Annotated in this window: 26 protein-coding genes; 7 read left to right on the top strand and 19 right to left on the bottom strand. The window is 72.2% G+C overall.

Features of this window, described 5'->3' with window-relative positions; genetic code table 11:
• Positions 1-117: 117 nt before the first annotated feature.
• Positions 118-1,752, bottom strand: a complete 1,635-nt coding sequence (locus ACWF9Z_RS08875; RefSeq protein WP_453599101.1) for a protein kinase domain-containing protein — start codon at positions 1,750-1,752, stop codon at positions 118-120.
• A 156-nt stretch (positions 1,753-1,908) separates the two neighbouring features.
• Between ACWF9Z_RS08875 and ACWF9Z_RS08870 the strand changes: the two genes are divergently transcribed.
• The gene (locus ACWF9Z_RS08870) at positions 1,909-2,427 is read left to right on the top strand and encodes a DUF4240 domain-containing protein (protein ID WP_453599100.1); all 519 of its coding nucleotides are present in this window, start codon (positions 1,909-1,911) and stop codon (positions 2,425-2,427) included.
• Positions 2,428-2,460: 33 nt separating this feature from the next.
• On the opposite strand, the gene ACWF9Z_RS08865 is transcribed toward ACWF9Z_RS08870, so the two are convergent.
• A complete protein-coding gene (locus tag ACWF9Z_RS08865; protein WP_453599097.1) occupies positions 2,461-3,231 on the bottom strand; it encodes an SDR family NAD(P)-dependent oxidoreductase in 771 nt (256 codons plus the stop codon).
• A gap of 84 nt (positions 3,232-3,315) precedes the next feature.
• Here ACWF9Z_RS08865 and ACWF9Z_RS08860 point away from each other — a divergent pair, with 84 nt between their 5' ends.
• Positions 3,316-3,978: a TetR family transcriptional regulator gene (locus tag ACWF9Z_RS08860; protein ID WP_453599095.1), complete on the top strand. Its 663-nt coding sequence runs from the start codon at positions 3,316-3,318 to the stop codon at positions 3,976-3,978.
• Positions 3,979-4,026: 48 nt separating this feature from the next.
• Here ACWF9Z_RS08860 and ACWF9Z_RS08855 read toward each other — a convergent pair whose 3' ends face one another.
• Both ACWF9Z_RS08855 and glnA read right to left on the bottom strand, forming a co-directional pair.
• Entirely contained in the window at positions 4,027-4,344 is a 318-nt protein-coding gene (locus ACWF9Z_RS08855) for a MazG-like family protein (RefSeq protein WP_453599092.1), read from the bottom strand.
• Positions 4,345-4,552: 208 nt separating this feature from the next.
• The gene (glnA, locus tag ACWF9Z_RS08850; protein WP_453599089.1) at positions 4,553-5,962 is read right to left on the bottom strand and encodes a type I glutamate--ammonia ligase; all 1,410 of its coding nucleotides are present in this window, start codon (positions 5,960-5,962) and stop codon (positions 4,553-4,555) included.
• 185 nt (positions 5,963-6,147) lie between these two features.
• On the opposite strand from glnA, the gene ACWF9Z_RS08845 reads away from it, so the two are divergent.
• Complete coding sequence (locus tag ACWF9Z_RS08845; RefSeq protein ID WP_453599086.1) at positions 6,148-6,615, top strand: RDD family protein; 468 nt, start codon at positions 6,148-6,150, stop codon at positions 6,613-6,615.
• A gap of 140 nt (positions 6,616-6,755) precedes the next feature.
• Here ACWF9Z_RS08845 and ACWF9Z_RS08840 read toward each other — a convergent pair whose 3' ends face one another.
• The 10 genes from ACWF9Z_RS08840 to ACWF9Z_RS08795 form a co-directional block, all read right to left on the bottom strand.
• On the bottom strand, positions 6,756-7,454 hold the full coding sequence (locus tag ACWF9Z_RS08840; RefSeq protein WP_453599084.1) for a DUF4191 domain-containing protein: 699 nt from the start codon (positions 7,452-7,454) through the stop codon (positions 6,756-6,758).
• Positions 7,455-7,464: 10 nt separating this feature from the next.
• Entirely contained in the window at positions 7,465-7,662 is a 198-nt protein-coding gene (locus ACWF9Z_RS08835) for an SCO2195 family GlnR-regulated protein (protein WP_356660722.1), read from the bottom strand.
• Between the two features lie 324 nt (positions 7,663-7,986).
• Positions 7,987-8,934, bottom strand: coding sequence for a lipoyl synthase (gene lipA, locus ACWF9Z_RS08830; RefSeq protein WP_453599081.1), 948 nt, complete (start codon positions 8,932-8,934; stop codon positions 7,987-7,989).
• A 109-nt stretch (positions 8,935-9,043) separates the two neighbouring features.
• A complete protein-coding gene (gene lipB / locus ACWF9Z_RS08825; RefSeq protein WP_453599079.1) occupies positions 9,044-9,844 on the bottom strand; it encodes a lipoyl(octanoyl) transferase LipB in 801 nt (266 codons plus the stop codon).
• Positions 9,845-9,944: 100 nt separating this feature from the next.
• Entirely contained in the window at positions 9,945-10,310 is a 366-nt protein-coding gene (locus tag ACWF9Z_RS08820) for a hypothetical protein (RefSeq protein WP_453599076.1), read from the bottom strand.
• A 213-nt stretch (positions 10,311-10,523) separates the two neighbouring features.
• Positions 10,524-11,684, bottom strand: coding sequence for a methyltransferase domain-containing protein (locus ACWF9Z_RS08815; RefSeq protein ID WP_453599073.1), 1,161 nt, complete (start codon positions 11,682-11,684; stop codon positions 10,524-10,526).
• Positions 11,685-11,690: 6 nt separating this feature from the next.
• Entirely contained in the window at positions 11,691-11,834 is a 144-nt protein-coding gene (locus ACWF9Z_RS08810) for a hypothetical protein (RefSeq protein ID WP_385469844.1), read from the bottom strand.
• A gap of 736 nt (positions 11,835-12,570) precedes the next feature.
• The gene (locus ACWF9Z_RS08805) at positions 12,571-13,401 is read right to left on the bottom strand and encodes a helix-turn-helix domain-containing protein (protein ID WP_453599070.1); all 831 of its coding nucleotides are present in this window, start codon (positions 13,399-13,401) and stop codon (positions 12,571-12,573) included.
• Positions 13,398-13,919 carry a DUF6879 family protein gene (locus ACWF9Z_RS08800; protein ID WP_453599067.1) on the bottom strand — a complete coding sequence of 174 codons (522 nt, stop codon included), beginning with the start codon at positions 13,917-13,919 and terminating at the stop codon, positions 13,398-13,400. Before ACWF9Z_RS08800 ends, ACWF9Z_RS08805 begins: the two co-directional genes overlap by 4 nt.
• Positions 13,906-14,097, bottom strand: a complete 192-nt coding sequence (locus ACWF9Z_RS08795) for a hypothetical protein (protein ID WP_033222303.1) — start codon at positions 14,095-14,097, stop codon at positions 13,906-13,908. Before ACWF9Z_RS08795 ends, ACWF9Z_RS08800 begins: the two co-directional genes overlap by 14 nt.
• 388 nt (positions 14,098-14,485) lie before the next feature.
• On the opposite strand from ACWF9Z_RS08795, the gene ACWF9Z_RS08790 reads away from it, so the two are divergent.
• Entirely contained in the window at positions 14,486-16,000 is a 1,515-nt protein-coding gene (locus ACWF9Z_RS08790) for a regulator (protein WP_453599064.1), read from the top strand.
• 112 nt (positions 16,001-16,112) lie between these two features.
• Here ACWF9Z_RS08790 and ACWF9Z_RS08785 read toward each other — a convergent pair whose 3' ends face one another.
• The 3 genes from ACWF9Z_RS08785 to ACWF9Z_RS08775 all read right to left on the bottom strand — a co-directional run bounded on the left by ACWF9Z_RS08785 (position 16,113) and on the right by ACWF9Z_RS08775 (position 19,363).
• Positions 16,113-17,378 carry an NAD(P)/FAD-dependent oxidoreductase gene (locus ACWF9Z_RS08785; RefSeq protein ID WP_453599061.1) on the bottom strand — a complete coding sequence of 422 codons (1,266 nt, stop codon included), beginning with the start codon at positions 17,376-17,378 and terminating at the stop codon, positions 16,113-16,115.
• Positions 17,379-17,605: 227 nt separating this feature from the next.
• Entirely contained in the window at positions 17,606-18,499 is an 894-nt protein-coding gene (locus ACWF9Z_RS08780; protein WP_453599059.1) for a TIGR01777 family oxidoreductase, read from the bottom strand.
• Positions 18,500-18,691: 192 nt separating this feature from the next.
• Positions 18,692-19,363: a VIT1/CCC1 transporter family protein gene (locus tag ACWF9Z_RS08775; RefSeq protein WP_453599322.1), complete on the bottom strand. Its 672-nt coding sequence runs from the start codon at positions 19,361-19,363 to the stop codon at positions 18,692-18,694.
• Positions 19,364-19,547: 184 nt separating this feature from the next.
• On the opposite strand from ACWF9Z_RS08775, the gene ACWF9Z_RS08770 reads away from it, so the two are divergent.
• Positions 19,548-20,750, top strand: a complete 1,203-nt coding sequence (locus ACWF9Z_RS08770) for a PP2C family protein-serine/threonine phosphatase (RefSeq protein ID WP_453599056.1) — start codon at positions 19,548-19,550, stop codon at positions 20,748-20,750.
• 170 nt (positions 20,751-20,920) lie between these two features.
• Here ACWF9Z_RS08770 and ACWF9Z_RS08765 read toward each other — a convergent pair whose 3' ends face one another.
• Positions 20,921-21,184: a hypothetical protein gene (locus ACWF9Z_RS08765; RefSeq protein ID WP_453599053.1), complete on the bottom strand. Its 264-nt coding sequence runs from the start codon at positions 21,182-21,184 to the stop codon at positions 20,921-20,923.
• Positions 21,185-21,290: 106 nt separating this feature from the next.
• Between ACWF9Z_RS08765 and ACWF9Z_RS08760 the strand changes: the two genes are divergently transcribed.
• A complete protein-coding gene (locus ACWF9Z_RS08760; protein WP_453599050.1) occupies positions 21,291-21,662 on the top strand; it encodes an ArsC/Spx/MgsR family protein in 372 nt (123 codons plus the stop codon).
• A gap of 88 nt (positions 21,663-21,750) precedes the next feature.
• Here the strand turns inward: ACWF9Z_RS08760 and ACWF9Z_RS08755 are convergent, their stop codons facing one another.
• Positions 21,751-22,674 (bottom strand): ketopantoate reductase family protein, encoded by a 924-nt coding sequence (locus ACWF9Z_RS08755; RefSeq protein WP_453599048.1) that lies wholly within the window; start codon positions 22,672-22,674, stop codon positions 21,751-21,753.
• 339 nt (positions 22,675-23,013) lie between these two features.
• On the opposite strand from ACWF9Z_RS08755, the gene ACWF9Z_RS08750 reads away from it, so the two are divergent.
• Positions 23,014-23,613 (top strand): hypothetical protein, encoded by a 600-nt coding sequence (locus tag ACWF9Z_RS08750; protein WP_453599045.1) that lies wholly within the window; start codon positions 23,014-23,016, stop codon positions 23,611-23,613.
• Positions 23,614-23,700 lie beyond the last annotated feature (87 nt).

Here is a 23,700-nt window from a genome sequence, read left to right as displayed (position 1 = left end):
CTGTGTCGTGGTTTTCGTTCTCTGGGGGGGGGGTGCGGGACGGGGCGTCTGGGGGTCCTTCGGGCCGGCCCGGGGGGGGGGGCCCCCCCGGGGGGGGGCGGACCGCCTCACGGCGTTTCAGCGGGCGCGGTCCTGCGTCCGCTCCTGTGCGGCGGGCTGCCCGAGGGGCCCCCTGGGACCGACCAGCAGCGTGCGCAGGGCTTCCAGGCTGTCGGCGATCCGCATGCGCTCCGCGTCGATCGCGGCCAGTTGACGGTCGGACTCGCCGTGGATCCGCTCGACGCGGGCGGTGGCGTCGGCGACGAGGTCCTCGGCCAGGCGCTGCGCGGTCCGTACGGTCAGGCGGGCGCCGCTCTCGGCCTCCTTGCGGAGCTTCTCCGCCTCCAGACGCAGCGCCTCCGCGCGCTGCTCGATCTCCACGAGACGCTTCTCGGCCTTGTCCTGGCGCGCGGCCAGGTCGCGCTCGGACTGGTCACGGCGGTGGGCGAGCTGGGTCTCGAACTCCGTGGCGGCCCGGGCGGCCTCGGCCCTGCTCTCCTCGAGGAGCGCGTGGGCCTCGGCCCGGCGGGCGGCCGCCTCCTGCACGGCCCGCCGGCCCGCCTGTCGGGCCTCGTCGGCCTCGGCCCGCAGCGCGGCCACCTCCACTTGCCTTTCCCGTGCCGCCGCCAGGGCCCGTTCCGCCTCGTCGCCCGCTTCCGCCGCCCGCTCCTCGCGGGTGCGGGCCCGTCGGAGGGTCTCCTCCGCATCGGCGCGCCAGGCCGCCGCGTCCCGCTCCGCCTCGGCCATGACCCGGGCCGCCCTCGCCTGCGCGTCCTCCGTCACGAACCGGGCGAGGGAGTGCGCGTCGGCCAGGGCCTGCACGACCTTGGACTTGGCCTCCCGGGTCACGACGGTCGCCTGCCGGTACGCGCCGAGGGCGGCCCGCAGGTCCGCGATGACGGTGGCCGCGTCGCGCGGCCGGTCCTCGCGGTCCTTGGCGAGCAGCCGCATCACGAGGTCGCCGACCCGCGGGGGAACTCCGCTCACGGCCTCGGACAGGGCGCGGGGGGTCTCGTGGATCTGCTGGTAGAGCAGGGCGTGCGCCGCCGGGTTGGTGAAGGGCGGCCGTCCGCTGAGGCCCTCGTAGAGCAGGCAGCCCAGGCTGTAGAGGTCGGCACGGTGGTCGATGTCGCCGTCGCCCCGGCACTGTTCGGGCGACATGTAGGCGAGGGTGCCCATCGCGGTGCCGGTGACGGTGAGATCCGCGACCCTCAGGGTCTCGCCGAGGAACTTCGCGAGGCCGAAGTCCAGCACCTTGATCACGCCGGCGTCGGTGAGCATCACGTTCTGCGGCTTGATGTCCCGGTGGACGATGCCCCGCCCGTGGGCCGCGCCGAGAGCGGTCGCGATCTGGCTGCCCCAGTTCACGACGTCGTGCCAGGGCGCGCGCTGCGGATCGCGGAAGGTCTGCGCCAGCGTACGGCCGTCCAGGCGCTCCATCACCAGGTAGAGCATCCGACGGCCCGCCAGCAGTGCCTCGCCGCAGTCGTGGACGGTCACCGTGTGCCGGTGCGGGAGGTTCGCCACCGAGCGGACCTCGTGGGTGAACCGCCGCTCGACCTCCTCCGCGGCCATGCCCGGTACGGAATGGACGATCTTGGCGGCGACCGGCCGGCGCATGCGCACGTCCAGCGCCGCCCAGACCTCGCCCATGCCCCCTCCGCCGAGCCGCTCCTCCAGCCGGTACCGGCCTTCGAGTAATTCCCCCCGCATCAGTGCCCCTTCCGCCCCTCGGCTCCCGTGTTCCGAGTATGCGGCCCCGCCCGGTGCGTTCCGTGCGTGCGATGGAGGCCAAAGGAGGGCCGACACCGGCCTTTCGCCGTACGCGCGGTGGCGGCGCGGGGGCGGACCCGTGATGCTGGAGCGGTGATGGACGAGACGGAGTTCTGGGAGATCGTCGACCGTACCCGCGGGGCCGCCGGTGGCGACCCCGAGGAGCACGCCGAGCTGCTCGTCGAGCGGCTCGCGCAGCTCGACCCGGATTCCGTCCTGGACTTCGCCCGGCACTTCGAGTCGCGGTACAACCGGGCGTACACCTGGGACCTGTGGGGCGCCGCGTGGGTCCTGCTCGACGGCGCGAGCGACGACGCGTTCGACTACTTCCGGTGCTGGCTGATCGGCCAGGGCCGGGAGGTCTTCGAGGGCGGGGTGCACGACCCGGACCAGCTGGCGGAACTGCTGGCCGAGTTCGACGAGGAGATCGACGGGGACGGCGAGGAGCTGGGGTACGCGGCCGACGAGGCCTACGAGCAGCTGACCGGGGCGGTGGCGCCGGATCTGGGGGTCCCGCTGCAAGCGGCCGAGCCGGAGGGCGCCCCGCTGGACTTCGAGAACGAAGCCGTGCTCGCGGAGCGCTTCCCCCGGCTCTGGGACCGTTTCCGAGGCTGATGCCCGCCGACGTCCGCTGTCGCCCGCCGATGCCTAGTAGTGCGTACCGCCGTCGATGCGGATCTCCGTACCGGTGATGAACGCGCCGTCCTCGGAGGCCAGCATGGCGACGACCCCGGCGACGGTCTGCGGGCCGGCGAAGCCCTGGCCGAGGGCCGGGGCGAGCTTGGCGAACAGGCTCCAGTCGGTGTCCTCGGGCAGGCCGGGGCCGTTGCCGGTGGTCATGCCGCTCTCGATGGAGCCGGGGGCCACGGAGACGAAGCGCAGGCCCTGCTTGCTGTACTCGGCGGCCAGCGCGTGGGTCATGGACTGGATGCCGCCCTTGCTGGCCGCGTAGGCGGACATGTAGGGGTGGGCGAAGCTCGCCGAGGTGGAGCTGAAGTTGACCACGGCGGGCTGGTCGCCCTCGAGCAGTGCCGGTATCGACGCGCGGATGACCAGGAACGTACCGGTCAGGTTCACCGAGATGATCTTGTTCCAGAACTCGAGCGTGGTCTCGTGGGTGTGCGAGGAGCGCAGGATGCCCGCGGCGTTGACCAGTACGTCGAGCCCGCCGAGGGCGGCGACGGCGTCGGCGACGCCGCTCCGCACGGCGGCCTCGTCGGAGATGTCGAGCACGGCGGTGGTGAGGCGCTCGGCGTGCCCGTCGGCGGCGGCCTGCGCGGCGGTGGCCTTCAGGCCGGCTTCGCTGACGTCCACCGCGTGGACGCGGCCGCCTTCGGAAAGGATGCGGTGCGCGGTGGCCTGGCCGATGCCGGAGCCGCCGCCGGTGATGAGGACGCGCCGTCCTTCGTAACGGTTCATGGGCGGAGCGTACTCGGTCAATGGCACGTTTTGCCAGCCTGTCAAAATGTGCAGTACCTCGAGGGCCGGAGGTAGTCTTCCCCCGTGAGATCCCCTCGTCCGTACGCTCCCCAGGCCGGCCCCGGCGCCCCGTCGCTGAACGAGCGCCGCAAGGCCGCCACCCAGCTCGACATCGCCCGCGCGGCCTGCGAACTGTTCGCCGAGCACGGCCCGGACGGTACGACCGCCGAAGACATCGCCCATCGCGCGGGGGTGGCACTGCGCACGTTCTACCGCTACTTCCGCAACAAGCAGGAAGCCGTCGGCCCCCTGCTCGCGGGCGGCGGCGACGCCTGGCGCGCCCTGCTCGCCGAGGAGGAACCCGGCAGCCCGCTCGCCGCGGCCCTGGAACGGGCCGTCACCCGCTCCCTCACCGACCCCCGGGCCCTCGACGAAGGCCTGGAGGTCACCCGGGGCCTGCTCCGCGCCGCCGCGACCGACGAGGCCCTGCGCGCGGTCTGGTACCGGGTCAACCAGGACTCCGAGGAGCACCTGGTCCCGGTCGTCGCCCGGCTCGCCGGACCGGACGCCGACGTCCTCGGCGTCCGCCTCCTCGCGGCGGCGGCCACGGACGCGATCCGCATCGCCCTGGAACTCTGGTCGGCCACGGACGCCCCGCCCTCGGGCCCCGGCTCCCCCTCCGAACTGGCCCTGCGCTGCCTGCGGGACCTCACGGGCTCCATGCCCCTGCTCCGCGACCGCACCTGAGGCCGCTCGCGGCCCCTCCTCCCGGCGGCGCCCCTCGCGGCCGGCCGGTCAGAGGAACCGCTCCGACTTCTCCCGGAGGTGCTCGGCGAAGAAGGCGGCGGCGTCCGGCCGCATCCGGGCGAGCGCGACCATCGCCGTGACGATGACGTCGGCGACCTCCGCCTCCACGTCTTCCCAGGTGTGCGAGTTCCCCTTGCGGGGGTTCGTGCCCCGGGCCCCGATGACCGCCTGCGCCGCCTCCCCGAACTCCTCCCCGATCTTCAGGACCTGGAGGGTCAGGCTCTCCTCCCGCCCCACCCCGCGCTCCCGGTCGTGCGCGTCGAACCGCGTCACGAGCGCCCCGATGGTCTTCCACGGATCTTCCATGATCCGAAGCTAGCCGCCCCGCCGGTCGCGCACCGCCGGAACGGCGAAGCCCCACCCCTTCCGTGGGCGTCCCGCCCGCCGTCGGCGGGAGTCCCCGTCACCCCCGCGCCCCGGATCACCGGGCCCGGCCCCTCCACCGGGACGGCGGAACGACGAAAGGGCCGCCCCCGGGTGGGGACGGCCCTCGGTCGTACTACCGCGCTACGGCTTAGAGGTCGAAGTAGAGCTCGAACTCGTGCGGGTGCGGGCGCAGCGCGATCGGGGCGATCTCGTGGGTGCGCTTGTAGTCGATCCAGGTCTCGATCAGGTCGGGGGTGAAGACACCGCCGGCCAGGAGGTACTCGTGGTCCTCCTCCAGGGCCTTGAGGACGTCCTCGAGGCTGGTCGGGACCTGCGGGACGCTCGCGTGCTCGTCCGGGGAGAGCTCGTAGAGGTCCTTGTCGATCGGCTCCATCGGCTCGATCTTGTTCTTGACGCCGTCGAGGCCGGCCAGCAGGAGGGCCGCGAACGCCAGGTACGGGTTCGAGGACGGGTCCGGGGCGCGGAACTCGACGCGCTTGGCCTTCGGGTTCGAGCCCGTGATCGGGATGCGCATGGCGGCGGAGCGGTTGCGCTGCGAGTACACCATGTTGACCGGCGCCTCGAAGCCCGGGACCAGGCGGTGGTAGGAGTTCACCGTCGGGTTGGTGAACGCCAGCAGCGACGGGGCGTGCTTGAGGATGCCGCCGATGTAGTAGCGGGCGGTGTCCGAGAGGCCCGCGTAGCCGGTCTCGTCGTAGAACAGCGGGTCGCCGTTCGCCCACAGCGACTGGTGCACGTGCATGCCCGAGCCGTTGTCACCGAAGATCGGCTTCGGCATGAAGGTCGCGGTCTTGCCGTTGCGCCAGGCGACGTTCTTCACGATGTACTTGAAGAGCATCAGGTCGTCGGCCGCGGCGAGCAGCGTGTTGAACTTGTAGTTGATCTCGGCCTGGCCACCGGTGCCGACCTCGTGGTGCTGGCGCTCGACCTGGAGGCCCTGGGCGTCCAGCTCGAGGGAGATCTCGGCGCGCAGGTCGGCGAAGTGGTCGACCGGGGCTACGGGGAAGTAACCACCCTTGTAGCGGACCTTGTAACCACGGTTGTTCTCCTCGGAGCCGGTGTTCCAGGCGCCGGCCTCGGAGTCGATGTGGTAGAAGCTCTCGTTCGCGGTCGTCGCGAAGCGCACGCTGTCGAACACGTAGAACTCGGCCTCGGGGCCGAAGTACGCGGTGTCGGCGATGCCGGTGGAGGCGAGGTACGCCTCGGCCTTCTTCGCGATGTTGCGCGGGTCGCGCGAGTAGGCCTCGCCCGTGATCGGGTCGTGGATGAAGAAGTTGATGTTGAGCGTCTTGTCCTTGCGGAACGGGTCCAGACGCGCGGTGCTGAGGTCGGCACGCAGCGCCATGTCGGACTCGTGGATCGCCTGGAAGCCGCGGATCGAGGAGCCGTCGAAGGCCAGCTCCTCGTTCGGGTCGAACGCCCGCCCCGGAATGGTGAAGTGCTGCATCACACCAGGCAGGTCGCAGAAGCGGACGTCAACGAACTTGACGTCGTTCTCCTCGATGTACTGCTTCACTTCGTCGGCGTTCTTGAACATCCAACTCCTCCTACTCCCGACCCCGGGGCAGGGCCAGGCTTTATAGCTAGTGGTGCGCCAGTGCGGTGCCGCACGCTGACCCGACCATAAGCAGACGGGGTTTCTCAAGCATGACCCATTTGTTTCGCACAAGTTAACCAGGCCCTCGGCGGAACACCGCTCAGCCCCACCGGTACCGTGTTGGCGTGGACAAGAGGCAAGCAATCGGATCCTGGCTCTCCGGCCCCCGCGAGACCGCCGAGCAGATGGGCGTCGACTTCGGACACCCCGGCAAGCAGCTCGGACTGCCCCCGCAGGGGCCCGGCTCGGTGGCCCGTTTCGGCCGCCGCCTCGGCGCGCTGGCGATCGACTGGCTGGCCTGCCAGCTCATCGCGTACGGGCTGCTCACCGGCCGTGACTGGACCGCCGCGGGCAACTGGACGCTGGTGCTCTTCGTGGTCCTGAGCGTCCTGACGGTCGGCACCGTCGGCTTCACCCCCGGGAAGCGGATCCTTGGCCTCCGGGTCGTCTCGCAGGACGGCGGCCGGCTCGGCATCGGCCGCGTGGTGCTGCGCACCCTGCTGATCGCCCTGGTGGTCCCGGCCCTGGTCTGGGACCGCGACGGCCGCGGCCTGCACGACCGCCTCGCGCGCGCCGTCCAGGTCCGGTCCTGAACGTCCGGTCCTGAGAGCCCGGACCGGGTAGTCCGGATCTCGGAGTCCGGACCGGGGCCACGGCGGCACGCGCCGCCACGACGCACGGGAGCCCCCGGCCATCGGCCGGGGGCTCCCGTGCGTCGTATACGAAAATCTGGTCAGCGCATCTTTCCGCCGCGCGGCATCCGCATCCCCTTGGGCATGGGGCCCTTCGGGATGGGCATGTTCGACAGCAGGTCGCCCATGGCCCGGAGCTTGTCGTTGACCTGGGTGATCTGCGGGCCCGAGAGCACGCGGGGCAGCTTCAGCAGGGTCGTGCGGACCTTCTTGAGCGGCACCTCGCCCTCGCCCGTACCCACGATGAAGTCGTGGACCGGGATGTCGGGCATGATCCGGGCCAGCTTCTTCTTCTCGTTCGCGAGCATCGGCTTCACCCGGTTCGGGTTGCCCTCGGCGATCAGGACGACGCCGGCCTTGCCCACGGCACGGTGGACGATGTCCTGCTGCTTGCTCATCGCGACGGCGGGGGTCGTGGTCCAGCCCCGGCCCACGTTGTCCAGCACGGCAGCGGCCGCGCCCGGCTGTCCCTCCATCTGCCCGAAGGCAGCGGTCTCGGCCCGTCGCCCGAAGATGATCGCCATCGCCAGGAACGCCACCAGGAATCCCAGGATGCCCAGGTAGACCGGGTGGCCGATCAGGAAGCCGATCGCAAGGAACACGCCAAAGGTGACGATTCCCACGCCCGCGACGATCAGACCGACCTTCGGGTCGGCCTTGCGCGTCATCTTGTACGTCAGGGCGATCTGCTTCAGTCGCCCGGGGTTCGCAGCAGTCTCTGCGTTTGACTTCCTCGCCATGTAGCGAAGTTTACGTGGCCTTCCCGGTCCGGGTCGCCGCGGCCTCGAGTACGTGCTCGGTTTCGACCCGGTCCTTGGCCCTGCGGCGGTCTTCGAGGACCGCCGTCCAGGCGTTGCGGCGGGCACCGCTCATGAGCAGCGACTCGATGCCCCGGAAGGCGTCGGTGAAGGACGGGATGGCGGTGGCGCGTACGGGCGCGGCCTGCATGATGTCGATCCCTTTCACTGAGCTCACGTCGGCGGTGTGCGGGGCGGAGCGGTCGGTACGGGGCCTTGCGCGCACCGGCGCGCACTCGGGGGCGTGCGCGGTGCGTAGAGCTATCGTCACTGAATGGTGTTACCAGGGGGTGACCGGTCGGTCAAACAGTGATGAAACATTTACGCGGCCCGCCGGGCTCCTCCTGGAAAGAGCCTAGGGGCCGCGTCGATGCGGTGTTACCCACGAGTAAGACTTTGTGCGCGAATTCACACACTCCCCGCGCGGGGGCGTCCGGGCGGCCGGACCGCCGGTCGGGGCGGCCGGACCGCGTCGTCAGACCGCCGCGCGCTTCTCCATCGCCTGCTGGTACAGCCGGCCCGCCCGGTACGAGGAGCGGACCAGCGGCCCGGACATCACGCCGGAGAAGCCGATCTCCTCGGCCTCCTGCGCCAGCTCGACGAACTCGGCCGGCTTCACCCAGCGCTCGACGGGGTGGTGCCGCGGCGAGGGCCGCAGGTACTGCGTGATGGTGATGAGCTCGCAGCCCGCCTCGTGGAGGTCGCGCAGCGCCTGCGTGACCTCCTCGCGCTCCTCGCCCATGCCCAGGATCAGGTTGGACTTCGTGACGAGGCCATAGGCGCGCGCCCGCGTGATGACCTCCATCGAGCGCTCGTAGCGGAAGCCGGGGCGGATCCGCTTGAAGATCCGCGGCACCGTCTCGACGTTGTGCGCGAAGACCTCGGGCCGGGAGGCGAAGACCTCTTCCAGCAGCTCCGGGACCGCGTTGAAGTCCGGGGCGAGCAGCTCGACCTTGGTGTGGCCCGTGGCGCGCTCCGCCGTCTGCTGGTGGATCTGGCGCACGGTCTCCGCGTACAGCCAGGCGCCGCCGTCCGCCAGGTCGTCGCGCGCGACGCCCGTGATGGTGGCGTAGTTCAGGTCCATCGTGACGACGGACTCGCCCACGCGGCGCGGCTCGTCGCGGTCCAGGGCCTCGGGCTTGCCCGTGTCGATCTGGCAGAAGTCGCAGCGCCGGGTGCACTGGTCGCCACCGATGAGGAAGGTGGCCTCGCGGTCCTCCCAGCATTCGTAGATGTTCGGACAGCCGGCTTCCTGGCACACCGTGTGCAGTCCTTCGCCCTTCACCAGGGCCTGCATCTTGGTGTACTCGGGACCCATCTTGGCCCGGGTCTTGATCCACTCGGGCTTGCGCTCGATGGGGGTCTGGGCGTTACGGACCTCGAGGCGCAGCATCTTGCGTCCGTCGGGTGCGACTGCGGACACGACCGGCTCCCTGTGACTTCGATTCTTCGGCGCCCACCAGGGTACGCCCGTAATTTCATACGTTCTTACGTCGGCCAACCTGCGGGCGGCCGTACCCATTCCCGCGCCGCTACGCGCCCATGGCGGGCTCTGTCTCACGGGGCCGCAGCTCCGCGTGCTCGAGTACGGCCTTGAGGTGCCGTTCGATCACGGGCAGGACCTCGGCGATGGTGATCTCGCGGCCCAGTTCGTACGAGAGCGAGGTCACACCGGCGTCCCGGATCCCGCAGGGGACGATCCGGTCGAACCAGGTGTTGTCCGGGTTCACGTTGATCGCGAAGCCGTGCATCGTGACGCCCTTGGCGACCCGGATGCCGATGGCCGCGAGCTTGCGGTCCTCGCGGCGCTGGCCGGCGTTGGACGGCGCGTACTCGGGGCCGTTCAGACGCGGGTCGAACTCCTCGTCCGCCAGCCGCGGATCGAAGTCCAGGGAGAGGCCGCCGGTCTTCGGGCGCTCCTCCACGGGGTCGCCGAGCACCCAGACGCCGCTGCGCCCCTCGACGCGCGTGGTCTCCAGGCCGAATTCGGCGGCCGTGCGGATCAGCGCGTCCTCGAGGCGGCGGACGTGCGCGACCACGTCCACCGGGCGGGGCAGCTTCATGATCGGGTAGCCGACCAGCTGGCCCGGCCCGTGCCAGGTGATCTTGCCGCCGCGGTCCACGTCCACCACGGGCGTGCCGTCGAGCGGCCGCTCGCTGTCGGCGGTGCGCCGGCCCGCCGTGTAGACCGGCAGGTGCTCCAGGAGCAGGCAGGTGTCCTCGATCTCGTCCGCGAAGCGGGCCGCGTGCACCCGGCGCTGCTCTTCCCAGGCCACCGTGTACTCCACGGCCTGCGGACCGAAGCCCAGACGGACAAACCCAAGCTCAGCCACCGCGGCGCCTCCTCGTCGAACCTGCCGTCGAACGTGCTGTGTGCATGTATCGCACCAGGCAAGGGTACGGCGGTCCGCCCGCAGGCTTCCGGCCGCCCGGTCAGGTCCCCCGCGCGGGCCCCTTCGGACGCCTGCCGCCGCCCCGGACCGGCCGGTCCGGGTCCTCGTCCGCCCGGGGCAGCCGCCGGTGCCCCTCGGAGTGGTCGTTCACCCAGCCGCAGACCCCGCACGCGTACCGCCCGTCGAGGCCGGCGATGTACGTTCCGCAGCGCCGGCACTCGGCCTCGGTCAGCTCGGGCGCCGGGAGCGGCGCCGTGGACTCCGCGGGACCGCGCCGCCCGTGCCCGCCGTCGCGGCGGGTACGGTCATGACCGTCGCGGCCGTCGTGGCCGTCGTGGCCGTCCTGACCGTCATCGGGGACGTCGTAGCTGCTGGGGCGGTGCTCCCCGGTGGGCCGGCGGGTCATGGGCCGCAGCGTACGCGGGTCGAGGGGGTGGACCCGTAAAGAGCCATACCGGTTCTGCACACAAACGAGTGACTGTGGCCCTGACCTGCATGTATGGACTGCTCCATGTGCATTGGGGCCTCCGCATGCGCGCCGGCGGAGACGGTGACCTGCGATGTTCCGAGAACGCCGTTCCCGACTCGGGTTAGCTGTAAGTGGCGCCGGGGCTTGATGTCAGACCGGATTGCTCGGTAGGTCCAACCATGCCGTCTGGCCGTCAGGCCCCACGGTGAGCCCGAACCGGGTGAAGTCCGGTCGCCCCTGCTCCTCCCACCATCGGTAGGCGGCTTCCGTCTCGTCCCACAGCCTGCGCGGTCCGGCTTGGACTACGAGGTACTCACTCGTCCCGGGCTCGTAGTCGATGGACGCCCACGACTGCCGGTCGTCGCCGTAGAACCACACGACGTAAGAGCCGTCCGTGTCGTTCTCGACAGACCAGAACGTTCCAGGGACCCGAAGGCTGATCGCGAACTGTTCTACCCACCCGTCGATGTCCTCGGGCGAAAGCGTCGTGGTGCTCTTGACGCCTTCAGCGGGCCACTCCTGGCCCTTGAGGTAGGTGGCATGGTCGGCACGGTCGGGACGCTGCTGCCGGAGCCGCATGAAGGCACTTGAGCGGGTGAAGTGTCCAGAAGCCGTACCGTCCTCGCTCACGACAAGCCGGGCGATAGCCTCGCCCCCGTAGCCGGTTCCCCACGGGGCGACGATCAAGCCGCCGGGAACGGTCTGTTCAACCCACGTGTACGGGACCTCGCCGATAGAGCATGTCGCAATGACCCTGTCGTAGGGTCCGCCCTCGGGATAGCCGAGCCGTCCGTCTCCCACGATGATCGTGGGACAAAGGCCCGCGTCGCGAAGGTTCCTGATGGCCCCCTTGGCTACCTCAGGGTCGAACTCGATCGAGACGACGTTCTTGGAGCCGAGGCGGTGAGACATAAGCCCTGCGTTCCACCCCGTCCCGGCGCCGATCTCCATCGCCTTGTGGCCCTTCCGGGCGTCAAGGTCCCCCAGCATGCCGAAGACCATCCGGGGCTGAGAGTTCGAGCTAGTAGGGGTACGTCCTACGCCGTCGCCGCTGTGCTCTCCGTCGTCCCACTGAGTCGTCAGGGGGATATCGGAGTACACGGCAGAGAACCAGGCGTCGGGGTCCTTGTCGCGGTCCACCAACGCGTTCTGCCGAGTGCCGGCCGGGATGCCCGGCCAGATGCGCGCGGGTACGAACATGTCCCGGGAAACGGCCTTGAACGTCGGCAACCAATCCGACTGCAATGCGCCCGATGCAACGAGCGCGGAGGCGAGCCCCGAAGGGCCCGCCTCCTCTTTGCGCGCGGTCATCTACCCCTACTTCTTCGGGCCGGAGCCGTCGGAGGAGTTACCACCGCTGCCGGTGTCCGTGCCGCCCCCGCCGTGTCCGCGTCCGCTGCTCCCGTCGTCCTGCTGGCTTCCGCCCTGGCCGTCTCCGGTACCGCCACCGTGCTTAGGCATGTGTGGTCTCCTTCGGTATCAGGTTGATGATTCCGTGCGGCCCGCTCTCGCAAGGAGCGGGAGTCTGTCACGGTCAGCGCGCCGCTTGATCGCGTGCTCGGCCTCCCAGTGGAAGGCTCCGGAGCCCCGGATCGTGCCGCTGTGCTCGTCTTCGTGGCCTTGGTCGCGGACGCACTCGACCATGTAGTTCGACAGGTCTCGGCCGGTAACGCGGCGATGGGTCTCGACTGCTTCGAGCGGGAGGAACGTGTACGCCCCGCAGTACCAAGGGGTGTCTTCAGGAACGGTGCTCTTCACGCGCCGCTCCGGCGTCGTAAGTGCGGGTGGTTCTGGATCTCCGCATTCACCTGAGCCACGGTGCGGTAGTCGCCCTCGTCGTAGGCTTCGAGCCGCTCGACATCCAGGGCTGTACAGACCCCGCAGTCCGCGTCACCCTCCGGCCACTGGGTCTTGTCAACGGCTGCGGCGATGGCCCTCACTGGTGGCCCCGGGCGGCGTGGCGACGGATCAACACGTTCCTGTCGCTCACGACCGTCCCCGCCAGAGGGCCCTTCGCATTCGAGCGCTCCTCGGCCCACTTCTGGCACCTTTCACAGCTAGCGGGAGGCTGCGGCCACGGGGGCATGAAGAGCTTTGCTGCCTGCTGCTGTGCCGTCGTTGCTGCCGCCATCACCGCGCCCCTTCACGTCACCCTCGCTGCGTCGGCAGCAATAGTGACCAGGGCCGGAGACAGTTCCTAGCCGGTTTCCTGTTCCCTCAAAAACCCGTCCCGGATGCCTTCAACGAGGCTCCGCATTTCATCGCCGGACACCGCTGCCTTCTCGAATCCTTCGAACTTCCGGACGTACATTTCAACGTCGCGCGGATCCGTGACGACTATCTCGGCGTGCACCGTCTCAACGGTCACCATGCGGTCGTCTCGGACGACGAAGGCGTGATTGGCGATGTCCGTCTGCGGGGCGGACAGCGGCACGACCCTGATGTCTACGTGGGCGAGGCGGGACATGGAGACGATCCTGTCGAGCTGCGCGGCCATCATCGGGGGCGGGACGATCCGCCACCGAAGGACGGGTTCGGTGATGACGAAGCGGAGCTTCTTCGTGCTGTCGAACAGCACCGCCTGACGTTCAAGCCTGCCGCTGATCGTGCGCGTGAGGGCGTCCTCGGTCAGGTCATGGCGCTGGAGGATGGCGCGGATGTATTCGGGCGTCTGGAGCAACCCGGGTACCAGAGCGGGCTGGAACAGCCTCAGGACGGCCATCTGAGCTTCCAGGGCCTTCGCCGCCTGCTGGCCCTTGTGGATGCCGGCCCGCTTGAGGAGACGCCACGCGGTGGCCTCAGTGGTCGCCGCGCGGGCAGCTTCCGTGTACTCGGCCTTGATGGCGTCAGAGACGCCTATGGCGGTCAGGATGCGCTCCACGTCCGTGGCGCTCGGCAGGAGGTTGGCATTCTCGATCTTGGAGAGCTTGGACGGAGACATGAGGGCGCTACGGGCGACTGCTTTGGCTTCCTTGCCGGACGCCTCTCGCAGTGCCCGCAGCGCGGCCCCGAGCTGTGCCTTGTTCACTCCCCGTACTTGGCCCACCAGTCGGTGAACGGCTCCGCGTGGGCGAGTGCCGCTTCCCGGTAGGCGATGTAAGCGGCAGCTTCGTCCTGTGGCAGAACGTCGGCGCCGTGGAATCCCCCGGCGTCGTCGTACCGCATCACGGCCGTGTCCTTGGAGTCGAAGAGCCAGAAGTCCGGAACGGCGTCGAGCGGGTTCGGGGCGTCCGTCACGTCGAGGATGAAGAACTCTTCCCCGCCGGTCATGTTCGTCCGGTAGCCCCACCCCAACTCGAAGCGGAGGTACTCCGTGAGAGGCCGCTTGAGGACGTGCACGCGGTACACCCGCTTGCCCTCGTGCGTGAGTCCTCGGAGTTCTTCGACCCATCCGGCGTTGTAGCCCTCAGGCCGCTCCAGACCGGCCTGGAAGGCCCGGTAGGCATCAACGTTCCCGGAGCCGCTGTAGTCGTCCAAGGTCTCCAGGCGGAAGGCCTCGTGCTGGAACCGCTCGAAGAGTTCGGCGAGGGTGCTAGATGAGGCCATCGGCAATGGCCTTCTTGATCAGCTCGACGGGGATCTCCACGAGGGTTTCGTGAGCGGGAATCTTGAGCCCGTGGTCGTCGGGCGTCTCACCCTGCACGAGGAACGTACCTCGGTCGGTGGCGTAGATCGTAGGGCAGTCCTTCACGTCACAGGTGCTGATCAGCTTGGTCACCTTCATGGCTTCCGGTTCCCCTCTCCCGTTCGGCGTAGTGCCGCGTTCGATGCTCCCGACCCCGTGACCCCGGGGTCAAGCGATCACGATTGAGAGAACGGGAAACCGGCCCGGACAGCAGAAGACCCCCGGCCTCATGGCCGAGGGTCTGCCCGGCTGGATTCCAGCACGGCGTCAGCACCGCTACGCCTATCCAGCATGACTTGTCTAGATGCGTCAGTTATCAGTCAACGATCCTTCCTGGCCACGGGGCGGTGTCCACCCCAGGTCCTGTTCTGCACACGATCGGATGAATGTGGGGCAGAGGGGGCGGTGCGGGCGAAGTTCGCCGCTACATTCACGCCGTTCACAGGGCCGGGACCCCGGTCCGTCACGTCAGGAGACCGTGGAGCCGATGACGGAACGACCTGCCCAGCGTGTCCCCAACCGGCAGCTCGCGGCACTGATCGCCGAGGCCGGGTTCTCCAACGCCGGGCTCGCCCGCCGCGTGGACCAGCTCGGCCTGGAACACGGTCTCGACCTGCGGTACGACAAGACCTCCGTGACCCGCTGGCTGCGCGGGCAGCAGCCGCGCGGCACCACCCCGGCGCTGATCGCGGAGGTGTTCACCCGGCGCCTCGGGCGGCGGCTGTCGGCGCAGGACCTGGGGCTGGACGCGTGCGCCCCCGTGTACGCCGGGCTGGAGTTCGCGGCCACCCCGGAGGAAGCCGTCGACATCGCGAGCGGCCTGTGGCGCAAGGACTCCGGTTCGCACGCCGAACTGCGGAAGATCGCCTTCACCCCGGCCGGGCTGGTGGTGCCCAGCCGGGACTGGCTGATCGGCCGGGCCGACGAACGCGTCGGCCGGGGGACGGACCAGGCCTCCGCCCGCGTCCCCGAACAGAGCCGTCCCGAACACGGCCGGCCCGGACAGCACCGGCCCGAACAGCACCGTCCGGAACCGGGCCGGCCCGAGCCGGGCCGGCCCTCGGTGCCCCGCCAGCGGCAGATCGACCGCGGGCCCGGACAGCGGGTGACCGGCGGGGACATCGCGGCGCTCCGGTCGGTGGGCGAGCTGTTCCGCACCCTGGACCACGCGTACGGGGGTGGCCACGCCCGCCAGGCCCTGGTGCGCTACCTGGAGCACGAGGCGGAGCCGATGCTCCGCGGCACCTACGGGGAGAGCACCGGGCGCCGGCTGTTCTCCGCCGCCGCGGATCTGACCCGGCTCGCGGGCTGGACCTCGTACGACATCGCCGCGCACGGCCTCGCCCAGCGGTACTTCGTGCAGGCGCTGCGGCTCGCCCAGGCCGCCGCGGACCGGCCGTACGGGGCGTACGTGCTGATCACCATGAGCCGGCAGGCGGTCTACCTCGGCCACGGCCGCGAGGCGGTGCAGCTGGCCCGTGTGGCCCAGCAGGGCGTGGGCTCGGGTCCGCCGCCGGTGGTGCAGGCACTGCTGCACTCGGCGGAGGCGCGCGGGCACGCGGTGCTCGGCGAGGTCAGGGCCGCGACGGGGTCCCTCGTGCGGGCCGAACGGGCGCTGGGCGCGGCCCGGCCCGGGGACGACGTGCCGCACTGGGCGCGCGGCTACGACGAGGCGCAGCTGGCGGACGAGTTCGGACACTGCCACCGGGACCTCCAGCAGTACCGGGCCTCGGCGCAGCACGCGGAGCGCTCGCTCCAGCTGCGGGCCCCGGCGTACGCGCGCTCGCGGCTGTTCTGCCGGGTGGTGCTGGCGACGGCCCGGCTGGGGCTGGGCGAGCTGGACCAGGCGTGCGCGCTGGGCGCGGAGGCGGCGCAGCAGGCGATGGAGATGCGCTCGGTCCGGGCGGTGGAGTACGTACGGGACTTCGAGCGGCGGCTGGAGCCGTACCGGGACGCGTCGGCGGTGCGGACGTACCGGGACCGGGTGGCGGCCTTGTCGTGACCCTGCGGGACGGTCCGGGGGCGCGGCCGGGGCCTCTGCGCCCCGGACCGTCCCGGCTACCGCGGGCAGGGTCCCCGGCGGGGCTGGAGCGGCCCCGCCGGGGGAGGGTTCCTCAGGCCGCCACCGGCACCGCGAGCGCGGCGTGCGGGGCGGCCGGGAGCGGGATGCCGAAATCGCGCAGGACGGCTCCGGCCGCGCGGCGGGCCGAGCGCAGGGCGCCCTCGACGGTGTTGGTGTCCCGGTGGTCGCCGCACACGTACAGCCCGGCCAGCACCCGGACGGGACGCCGGGTGTCCTGCGGCGGGGGCATGGCGGGCACGGCTTCGGGGGTGTGGTGGACGGCGAGGAGCTCCCAGTCCCGGGTGGAGGTCTCGTAGAGCCGGGCCAGGCGCGAGGCGACCGTGCGCGCGGGCGGCGGCGGGCCGAGGACGGTGGTGGTGACCAGGCTGCGGCCCGCGGGGGCGCGCGTGGGGTCGACGGCGCTCATCACGGCGGTGTGGGCGACGGGCCAGTCGGGGTCGCCGTCCAGGAGGAGCGAGCCGTCCCAGGGGAGCGGCCCTGCGCCGGCGGCGGTGGCGTGGTGGATGACGGTGACCTGGTGGAAGCCGGGCACGCGCAGGCCCGGGAGCAGTTCGGCGGCGGCCCGGGCGCCGGTGGCCAGGACGGCGGAGCGGCAGCTGAAGGCGCCGTGCTCCTCGGTGGTGACGAGGTTGGTGGCCACGGAGCGGACCCGGACCCCGGTGCGGACGGTGCCGGGCGGCAGCGCGGCGGCGAGCAGCCCGGGCAGGGTCGCGGCGCCGCCCTCGGGCACGGCGAGGCGGCCGCGGGCGAAGGTGCGCAGGGCCAGGTCGGCGACGCGGCTGGAGGTGGTGAGTGCGGGGTCGCGCAGGAGCGCGGCGAGGAGCGGGCGCAGCGTCGTACCGAGGCTCCTGGAGCTCAGGGCGGCGTGCGCGGTGCGCTCGGGGCGGGCGAGGAGGCGCTCCTCGGGCAGTGCGGCGAGGCGTGCGAGGGCGGCGCCGACGCGCGCCTGGTCGAGGGAGCCGCTGGTCAGGGCGCGGGCGGGGGTGAGGGCCCCGGCGCGGAGCGTCCTGCCGTCGGCGTGGACGCGGGCTCCGGGCGCGAAGGGCCGCAGGACCAGGCCCTCCAGGCCGGGGGTACGGGCGGGCTCGGTGTAGGCGGTGTTGAGGAACTGTCCGATCCGGTCGAGCCGGAAGCCGTCCGCGGTCTCGGTGGCCATCCGGCCTCCCGGGTCGTCGGCGCCCTCCAGGACGATGACCGTGACGCCCGCCGCGATCAGGTGGTGTGCGGCCGAGAGTCCGGAAACTCCGGCTCCCACGATGACTACGTCCGCATGGTGTGCGTGTGCGCTGTGGAGCACGTGCCCCTCCCCGAGGTCGGCCCGGCTGTGTGGGGATCCTCCTTCCCCCAACCGATCCCGCCGGAACCAGAGTTGGGCGGACCATTACAGCCCGCCCGGTCAACTTCGGTCGCACGGTGGTCGCATTCGGCTCACGAACGGTCGCACGCGAACAACGCGGTGCTCCCCCCTCCGGGCCCCCCGGGAGGTGTCCGCCGGATCGGGACCCCGGCCGTGATCCTCACGGCCTAGGCCTGGAGGGCGGCTTTGATCGACTCGTCGATGCCGGGGTGGCGGAAGACGAAGCCGGACTCCAGCAGCCGGGCGGGCAGGACCCGCTGACTGCCCAGCACGTCCTGGGCGAACTCGCCGAGGGCGACGCGCATCGCCGGAGCCGGCACGGCGAACAGCACCGGCCGGTGCAGGACCCGGCCCATGGCGGCCGTGACCTCGCGGTTGGTCAGCGGCTCGGGGGCGGTCAGGTTCACCGGCCCGCTCAGGGCGGGGTGGTCCACGATCCACCGCAGGGCGGCGATCTCGTCGTGCATCGAGATGTGCGACCAGTACTGGCGGCCGTTGCCGAGCCTGCCGCCGACGCCGGCCTTGAAGATCGGGAACAGCTTCCCCCAGGCCCCGCCCTCGGCCGCGACGACCAGCCCGGTACGGGCGAACACGGTCCGGATCCCGGCGTCCCGGGCGGGGGCGGCCGCGGCCTCCCACGCCACGCACACCTCCGGCAGGAACCCGGATCCCGCCGGAGCGCTCTCGTCGACCGGCCGGTCGCCCGTGTCGCCGTAGTAGCCGATGGCGCTCCCGCAGACGAACACCTCCGGCGGCTCGGCCATGGCGGCGACGGCCCGCGCCATGGTGGCCGTGCCGTTGACCCGGCTGTCGCGGATCTCCCGCTTGTACGCGTCCGTCCACCGGTGGTCTCCGACCCCGGCGCCGGCCAGGTGGACGACGGCTCCGCAGCCGGCGAGCCCGGCGGGATCCACGTACCCCCGCGCGGGATCCCACCGCGCCTCGTCCGGGGCCGTCGGCTCCCGCCGCACGAAGCGGACGACTTCGTGGCCGTCGGCCCGTAGATCCCGCCCGAGGGCGCTGCCGATGAGGCCGGTGGCACCGGTGAGTGCGATACGCATGGCGCCATCCTCGCAGCCCGGCCCCCGCACGGGCCCGATTTCACGGGCCGGGTCCTGGGCGGGGACGGGGGCGGGGGCGCCGGGGCCGGGGCGCTGGGGGGCCTTGGCCGTGGCCTGGACCGGGGGGGCCTGCGGGGGTCCTGGGCCGGGGGCCTTGGCCCGGCCCCGGGCCTGGGCGCGGGGGGACCCGCGTCAGGAGGGGGTCGAGCCCAGCCACGTGCCCACCGCGTAGGTGACCGCCATCGCCAGGGCGCCTCCGGCGACGTTCCGCAGGACGGCCCGGCCGGCCGGAGCCCCGCCCAGCCGTGCGCTGAGCACCCCGCACAGGGTCAGGGCCACCAGTACCCCGGCCACCGTCACCGGCACGCGCCAGGACGGCCCCGGCAGGACGATCGCCAGCAGCGGCAGCACCGCCCCCACCGTGAAGGCCACCAGGCTCGCCAGCGCCGCGTGCCACGGGTTCGCCAGCTCGTCGGGGTTGATCCCCAGTTCCACCCGTGCGTGCGCCCGCAGCGCGTCCCGCTCCGTCAGCTGCTGCGCGGCCTCCCGCGCGACCTCCCCGCTCAGCCCCCGCGCCACCAGCAGCCCCGTCAGCTCCTCCAGCTCCTCCTCCGGCGACTCCGCGAGCTCCCGCCGTTCGAGGTCCAGCGCCGCCTTCTCGGAGTCCCGCTGGGAGCTGACCGAGACGTACTCCCCCGCCGCCATCGACAGCGCGCCCGCCAGCAGCCCCGCGACCCCCGCCGCCAGGATCGCCGGGCGCGAGGTCGTGGCCCCGGCCACGCCCACGACGAGGCCGGCCGTCGAGATGATCCCGTCGTTCGCGCCGAGCACGCCCGCGCGCAGCCAGTTCAGCCGCGTACTGATCGCCGCGCTCTGCGCACCGTCTCCGCTGCCGTCCGTGCCCGTGCCGCCGCCGCCGCCGCCGTCCGCCGTTTCCGTCACGCCCCCACTGTCGTGGCCCCGGCCCCCGGGAGCCACCCGGCGTGCGCGCGGTCGGTGCCGGTACCAGGGTGGAGGAGTGAGACGCCAACGCGAGGAGCCTGGCTGGATGCGCGGGGCCCCGCCGCCGCGCTGGGCCCGGCTCGCGCCCGCGGTGGCGCTCGTCCTGCTGGTCCTCGCGCAGCGCATCACCCCGAGCGACGTGGAATTCGGCTATTTCCTGGCCGGACTCCCGCCGGTGGCCGCCTTCGCGTACGGCGCCGCCGGGACGGCCGTCTTCGCCGGCCTCGTGCTCGTGCTCCTCGGGATGCCGGTCATCGGCGTCGTGCACGCCCGGGGCTCCGATCTCGCCACCGTCGCGGCGATCGGCGTCCTCAGCGTGGTCGTCGCCTGGGTCCGAAAACGCCGCGACACCCAGCTCGTGAGCGTGCGCAGCGTCGCGGAGGCCGCCCAGCTCGCGGTCCTGCCGCCCGTCCCCGAACGGGTCGGGCGGATCCGCTGCTCCGGCCTCTACCGGGCGGCCCAGCGCGGCACCCTGGTGGGCGGGGACCTGTACGACGTACGGGCGGGGCCCTTCGGCGTGCGCGCGGTGGTCGCCGACGTCCAGGGCCACGGCCTCGCCGCCGTCGGCACGGTCGCCTCGCTGCTCGGCGCCTTCCGGGAAGGGGTTCTGGACGACGCGGAGCTCTCGGCGGTGGCGGCCCGGCTGGACCGGCGGCTGCTGGCGGACGCGGCGGCCGGATCGGTGGAGCACGCGGAGCTGTTCGCGACGGCGGTGCTCCTGGAGTTCCCGCCCGGGGCGGACCTCGTACGGATCGTGTCCTGCGGCCACCCCTCGCCGCTGCTGCTCCGCGGCTTCGTGGTCTCGGAACTCGACGTACCGCCCGGCCCGCCCCTCGGGCTCGGGCTGGCGGGCTTCGACGGGGTGGCCGGTGAGGCCGGGGATGCCGGGACGGCCGGGGCGGCGGAGCCGGCCGAGCCCGTCGAGCTCCCGGTCCGCCCCGGCGACCGGCTGCTCATGTACACGGACGGGGTGACCGAGGCACGCGACGCGGCGGGGTGCTTCTATCCGCTGACCGCGCGCGTGCCCGTCCTGGCCTCGGACGCGACGGGGCTCGCCCGGGCGGTGTGGCGGGACCTGGAGTCGTTCACCGAGGGCGGGCCGGGCGACGACGTGGCGCTGCTGGTGCTGTCGCCCGCCGAGGAACCGGACGGTAAGGCCCCGGGCCCGGGCGGCAAGGGACGCACGTCGCGGCGCGGACGGCACGGTCCGGACGGCAAGGAACCGCGCTCCGGGACGACCGCACCGTGACGACCGCATGGGACGACCGCACCGTGACGACGGCGTGCCGGGGCACGCGACGCCCTGGGGAGGCCGCGCCGCGACCCTGCGAGCAGGGCCGCGGCTCGGCTCCCCCGCGTCTCCCCGCGTCCCCCCGAGACGCGGGGAGACGAGCGGGGACGCGCAGGGACAGGTGCTGCCTACGCGGCTTCGCGGATGAAGGACCGGACCATCCTGCAGGTGACGTTGGACGGGCGGCGGACGCCCGTCCGGACCGCCATGGTGCGGATCTTGCGGTTGGTGGCGCGCTGGACGTCATAGGTGCCCGAGTCGAGGAGCGATATCGCCAGTCGCATCGCCTTCAGCCCCCGGTTGTGCCTCTCGTACCACTCGCGGGGCAGCCCCGCGGGCAGCGGCTTCTTCTTGATCCGCTCGATGGGGTGCGTGGTCATGGCAGTGGCCATCTACAGCCTCCGAACTGGTGGTTGGCGTCCCGTCGTTCTTCCTCGATTTTACCGGCGACCACTGACAAAGGACCTGGCCAGGCACCGCCTCGATAGGCTTCCGGGCATGGAGATCTGGATCAACCCCGCCTGTTCGAAGTGCCGCAGCGCACTGACCCTGCTCGACGCGGAAGGAGCCGAGTACACCGTCCGCCGCTACCTGGAGGACGTCCCCTCCGAGGCCGAGATCCGCGAGGTGCTGGGCCGCCTGGGCCTGGAACCGTGGGACATCACCCGCACCTCGGACCCGCTCGCCAAGGAGACCGGCGTACGCGACCTGCCGCGCGAGGAGACCGAGGCGGCGCGGCAGCGCTGGATCAGCCACCTCGCGGCGCACCCGAAGCTGATCCAGCGGCCGATCATCACGGCGGAGGACGGCACCGCGGTGGTCGCCCGCACGGACGAGGCGGTACGCGAGGCCCTGTCCCGCACGGCGTGACCGACCGCCCGCCTGCCCGACCGACCCCGGCCCCCGCCCCGGCCCCGCCCCGCCCCGTACGCCCCGGCCGGCCGCGGGGACCCGGCCCCTACCCGGCCACCACCCGCCGCTGGTGCACGCGCAGGTGCAGGGCGGCGAGGTCGAGCAGCGGGGTGGGCACGGCGAGGGCGCGGGCCCGGGCGGCCAGATCGCCGAAGACGTGCTCGACCTCGGTCGGGCGGCCGGCGATCAGATCCCGGTACATCGACGGGGTCAGCGGCGAGTCCGGTGCGGTCAGCGTCCGGGCGGTGAGGGCGAGTTCCGGCTCCGGCACCGGATATCCCGAGGCGGCCGAGACGGCGGCCGCCTCCGCGAGGACCGCGGAGGCGAACCCGCTCCCCCCGGGCACGGCGCTGACCTCGCCGACGGCGCCGCGCGCGAGGCAGGTCACCGCCACCAGCGTGCTGATGAAGACCCACTTGTGCCACATGGCGGCCACGATGTCCGGCACGTCGGGAGTGTCGATGCCCGCCCCGGCCAGGACCTCGCGCACGGCGTCCACGCGCGCGGAGGGCCGCCCGTCGCGCTCACCCGTGAGCAGCACGGTGGGCGGGGCCATCCGGACGATGTCGCCGTGCCCGTTCAGGGTGGTGACCACCTTGGCCACGCCGCCGAGTACCGCCGCGTCGCCGAACCGGTGCGCGAGGTGGCCGAGATGAGCCATGCCGTTGAGCAGGGGCACGATCGCCGTCCCGGGTCCCACCGCGGGGGCGAGGTCCCGGGTGGCCGCTTCGAGGGCCGTGGACTTCACCGACAGCAGGACCAGGTCGTAGGTCCGCGTCAGCGCGTCGGCGGTGACCAGTCGCGGGGTGAGGGTGATCTCCTCCCCCGGCCCGGTCACCCGCAGGCCGCGTGCGCGCAGGGCCGCGGCCCGCTCCGGGCGCACCAGGAAGGTGACGTCCCGGCCCGCCCGGGCGAGGCGCGCGCCGAAGTAGCCGCCCGTGGCGCCGGCGCCGACTGTCAGGATTCTCATGCGGTGGGGCCTTTCGCGAGGACCGAGGACCGAGGACCGGGGACCGGGGACGGGAGAGCGGGGAACCGGGGACGGGAGAGCGTCGGGCGGGGACAGGCGAGCGGGGACGGGCGAGCGCCGAGCGGCGGAACGACCGTCGCCCTGCGGCTTTCAAGTCCCTCGAGTTCCGCGGTATTCCGCCGCGCACGGGACGGCCGCCTCCCCTCCGGCCCCGGTGCCGAGCGGTGCCGGCACCGCCCCCGGCTCCGCGCCGGAGTCCGTTCTCACTTCGGCCCTGCGCCGCACCTCGTAAGGTGGAACAGGCAACAAAGTGGTACGTACCGCACCAAAGGACCCGTAGTGACCGAGCAGCAGCACCCCCAGCCCACCACCCCCGGTAGTCCCACCGGTCACGACGTGCCCGCCACCCCCGCTGCCCCCGCCGCCCCCGCCATCCCCGCCGCACCGCAGCTTCCGCCGCCCCGGCGGGGAGCCGACTGGATGTTCGGCGGGGTGTACGGGACGGTCCTCGCGTCCGGGCTGCTCGCCGCGCTCGATCAGAAGGGCGGTGACTACACGCCCTTCTACGACGCCAGCTGGGTCCTCGTGACCGCCGCCACCGCCGGGCTCGCGCACGGATACTCGCACCACATGGCCACCCACCAGCCCGACTCGGTCGGGCACCGGTGGCCGCTGCTCATGCGGGCGCTGTGGAACGAGTGGCCGATGATCGCGGCCGCCCTTCCCACCGTTCTGCTGCTGCTCATCGCCGGGCTCGCCCACTGGGACTCCCACGGAGTGACCGCCATCGGGCTCGGCCTGAACACCGCATTGCTGTTCACCTGGGGCACCTTCGTAGCCATCCGGGTCGGCTACAAGGTCGGCTCCGCGCTCGCGATCGGCATGGCCGACGCCACGATCGGACTGGCCATCATCGTGGCCAACGCCCTGATCAAGTAGGCAGCCCCCGCGAGGAGGCGGCCGCCTCCACCGGGGCGGCCGCCCGCACGGGACCCGGCCACCCACGGGGACCCGGCCGCCCACGAC

The organism is Streptomyces sp. NPDC054961, from assembly GCF_053609145.1.
This window is presented reverse-complemented; position numbering and strand designations above follow the sequence as displayed.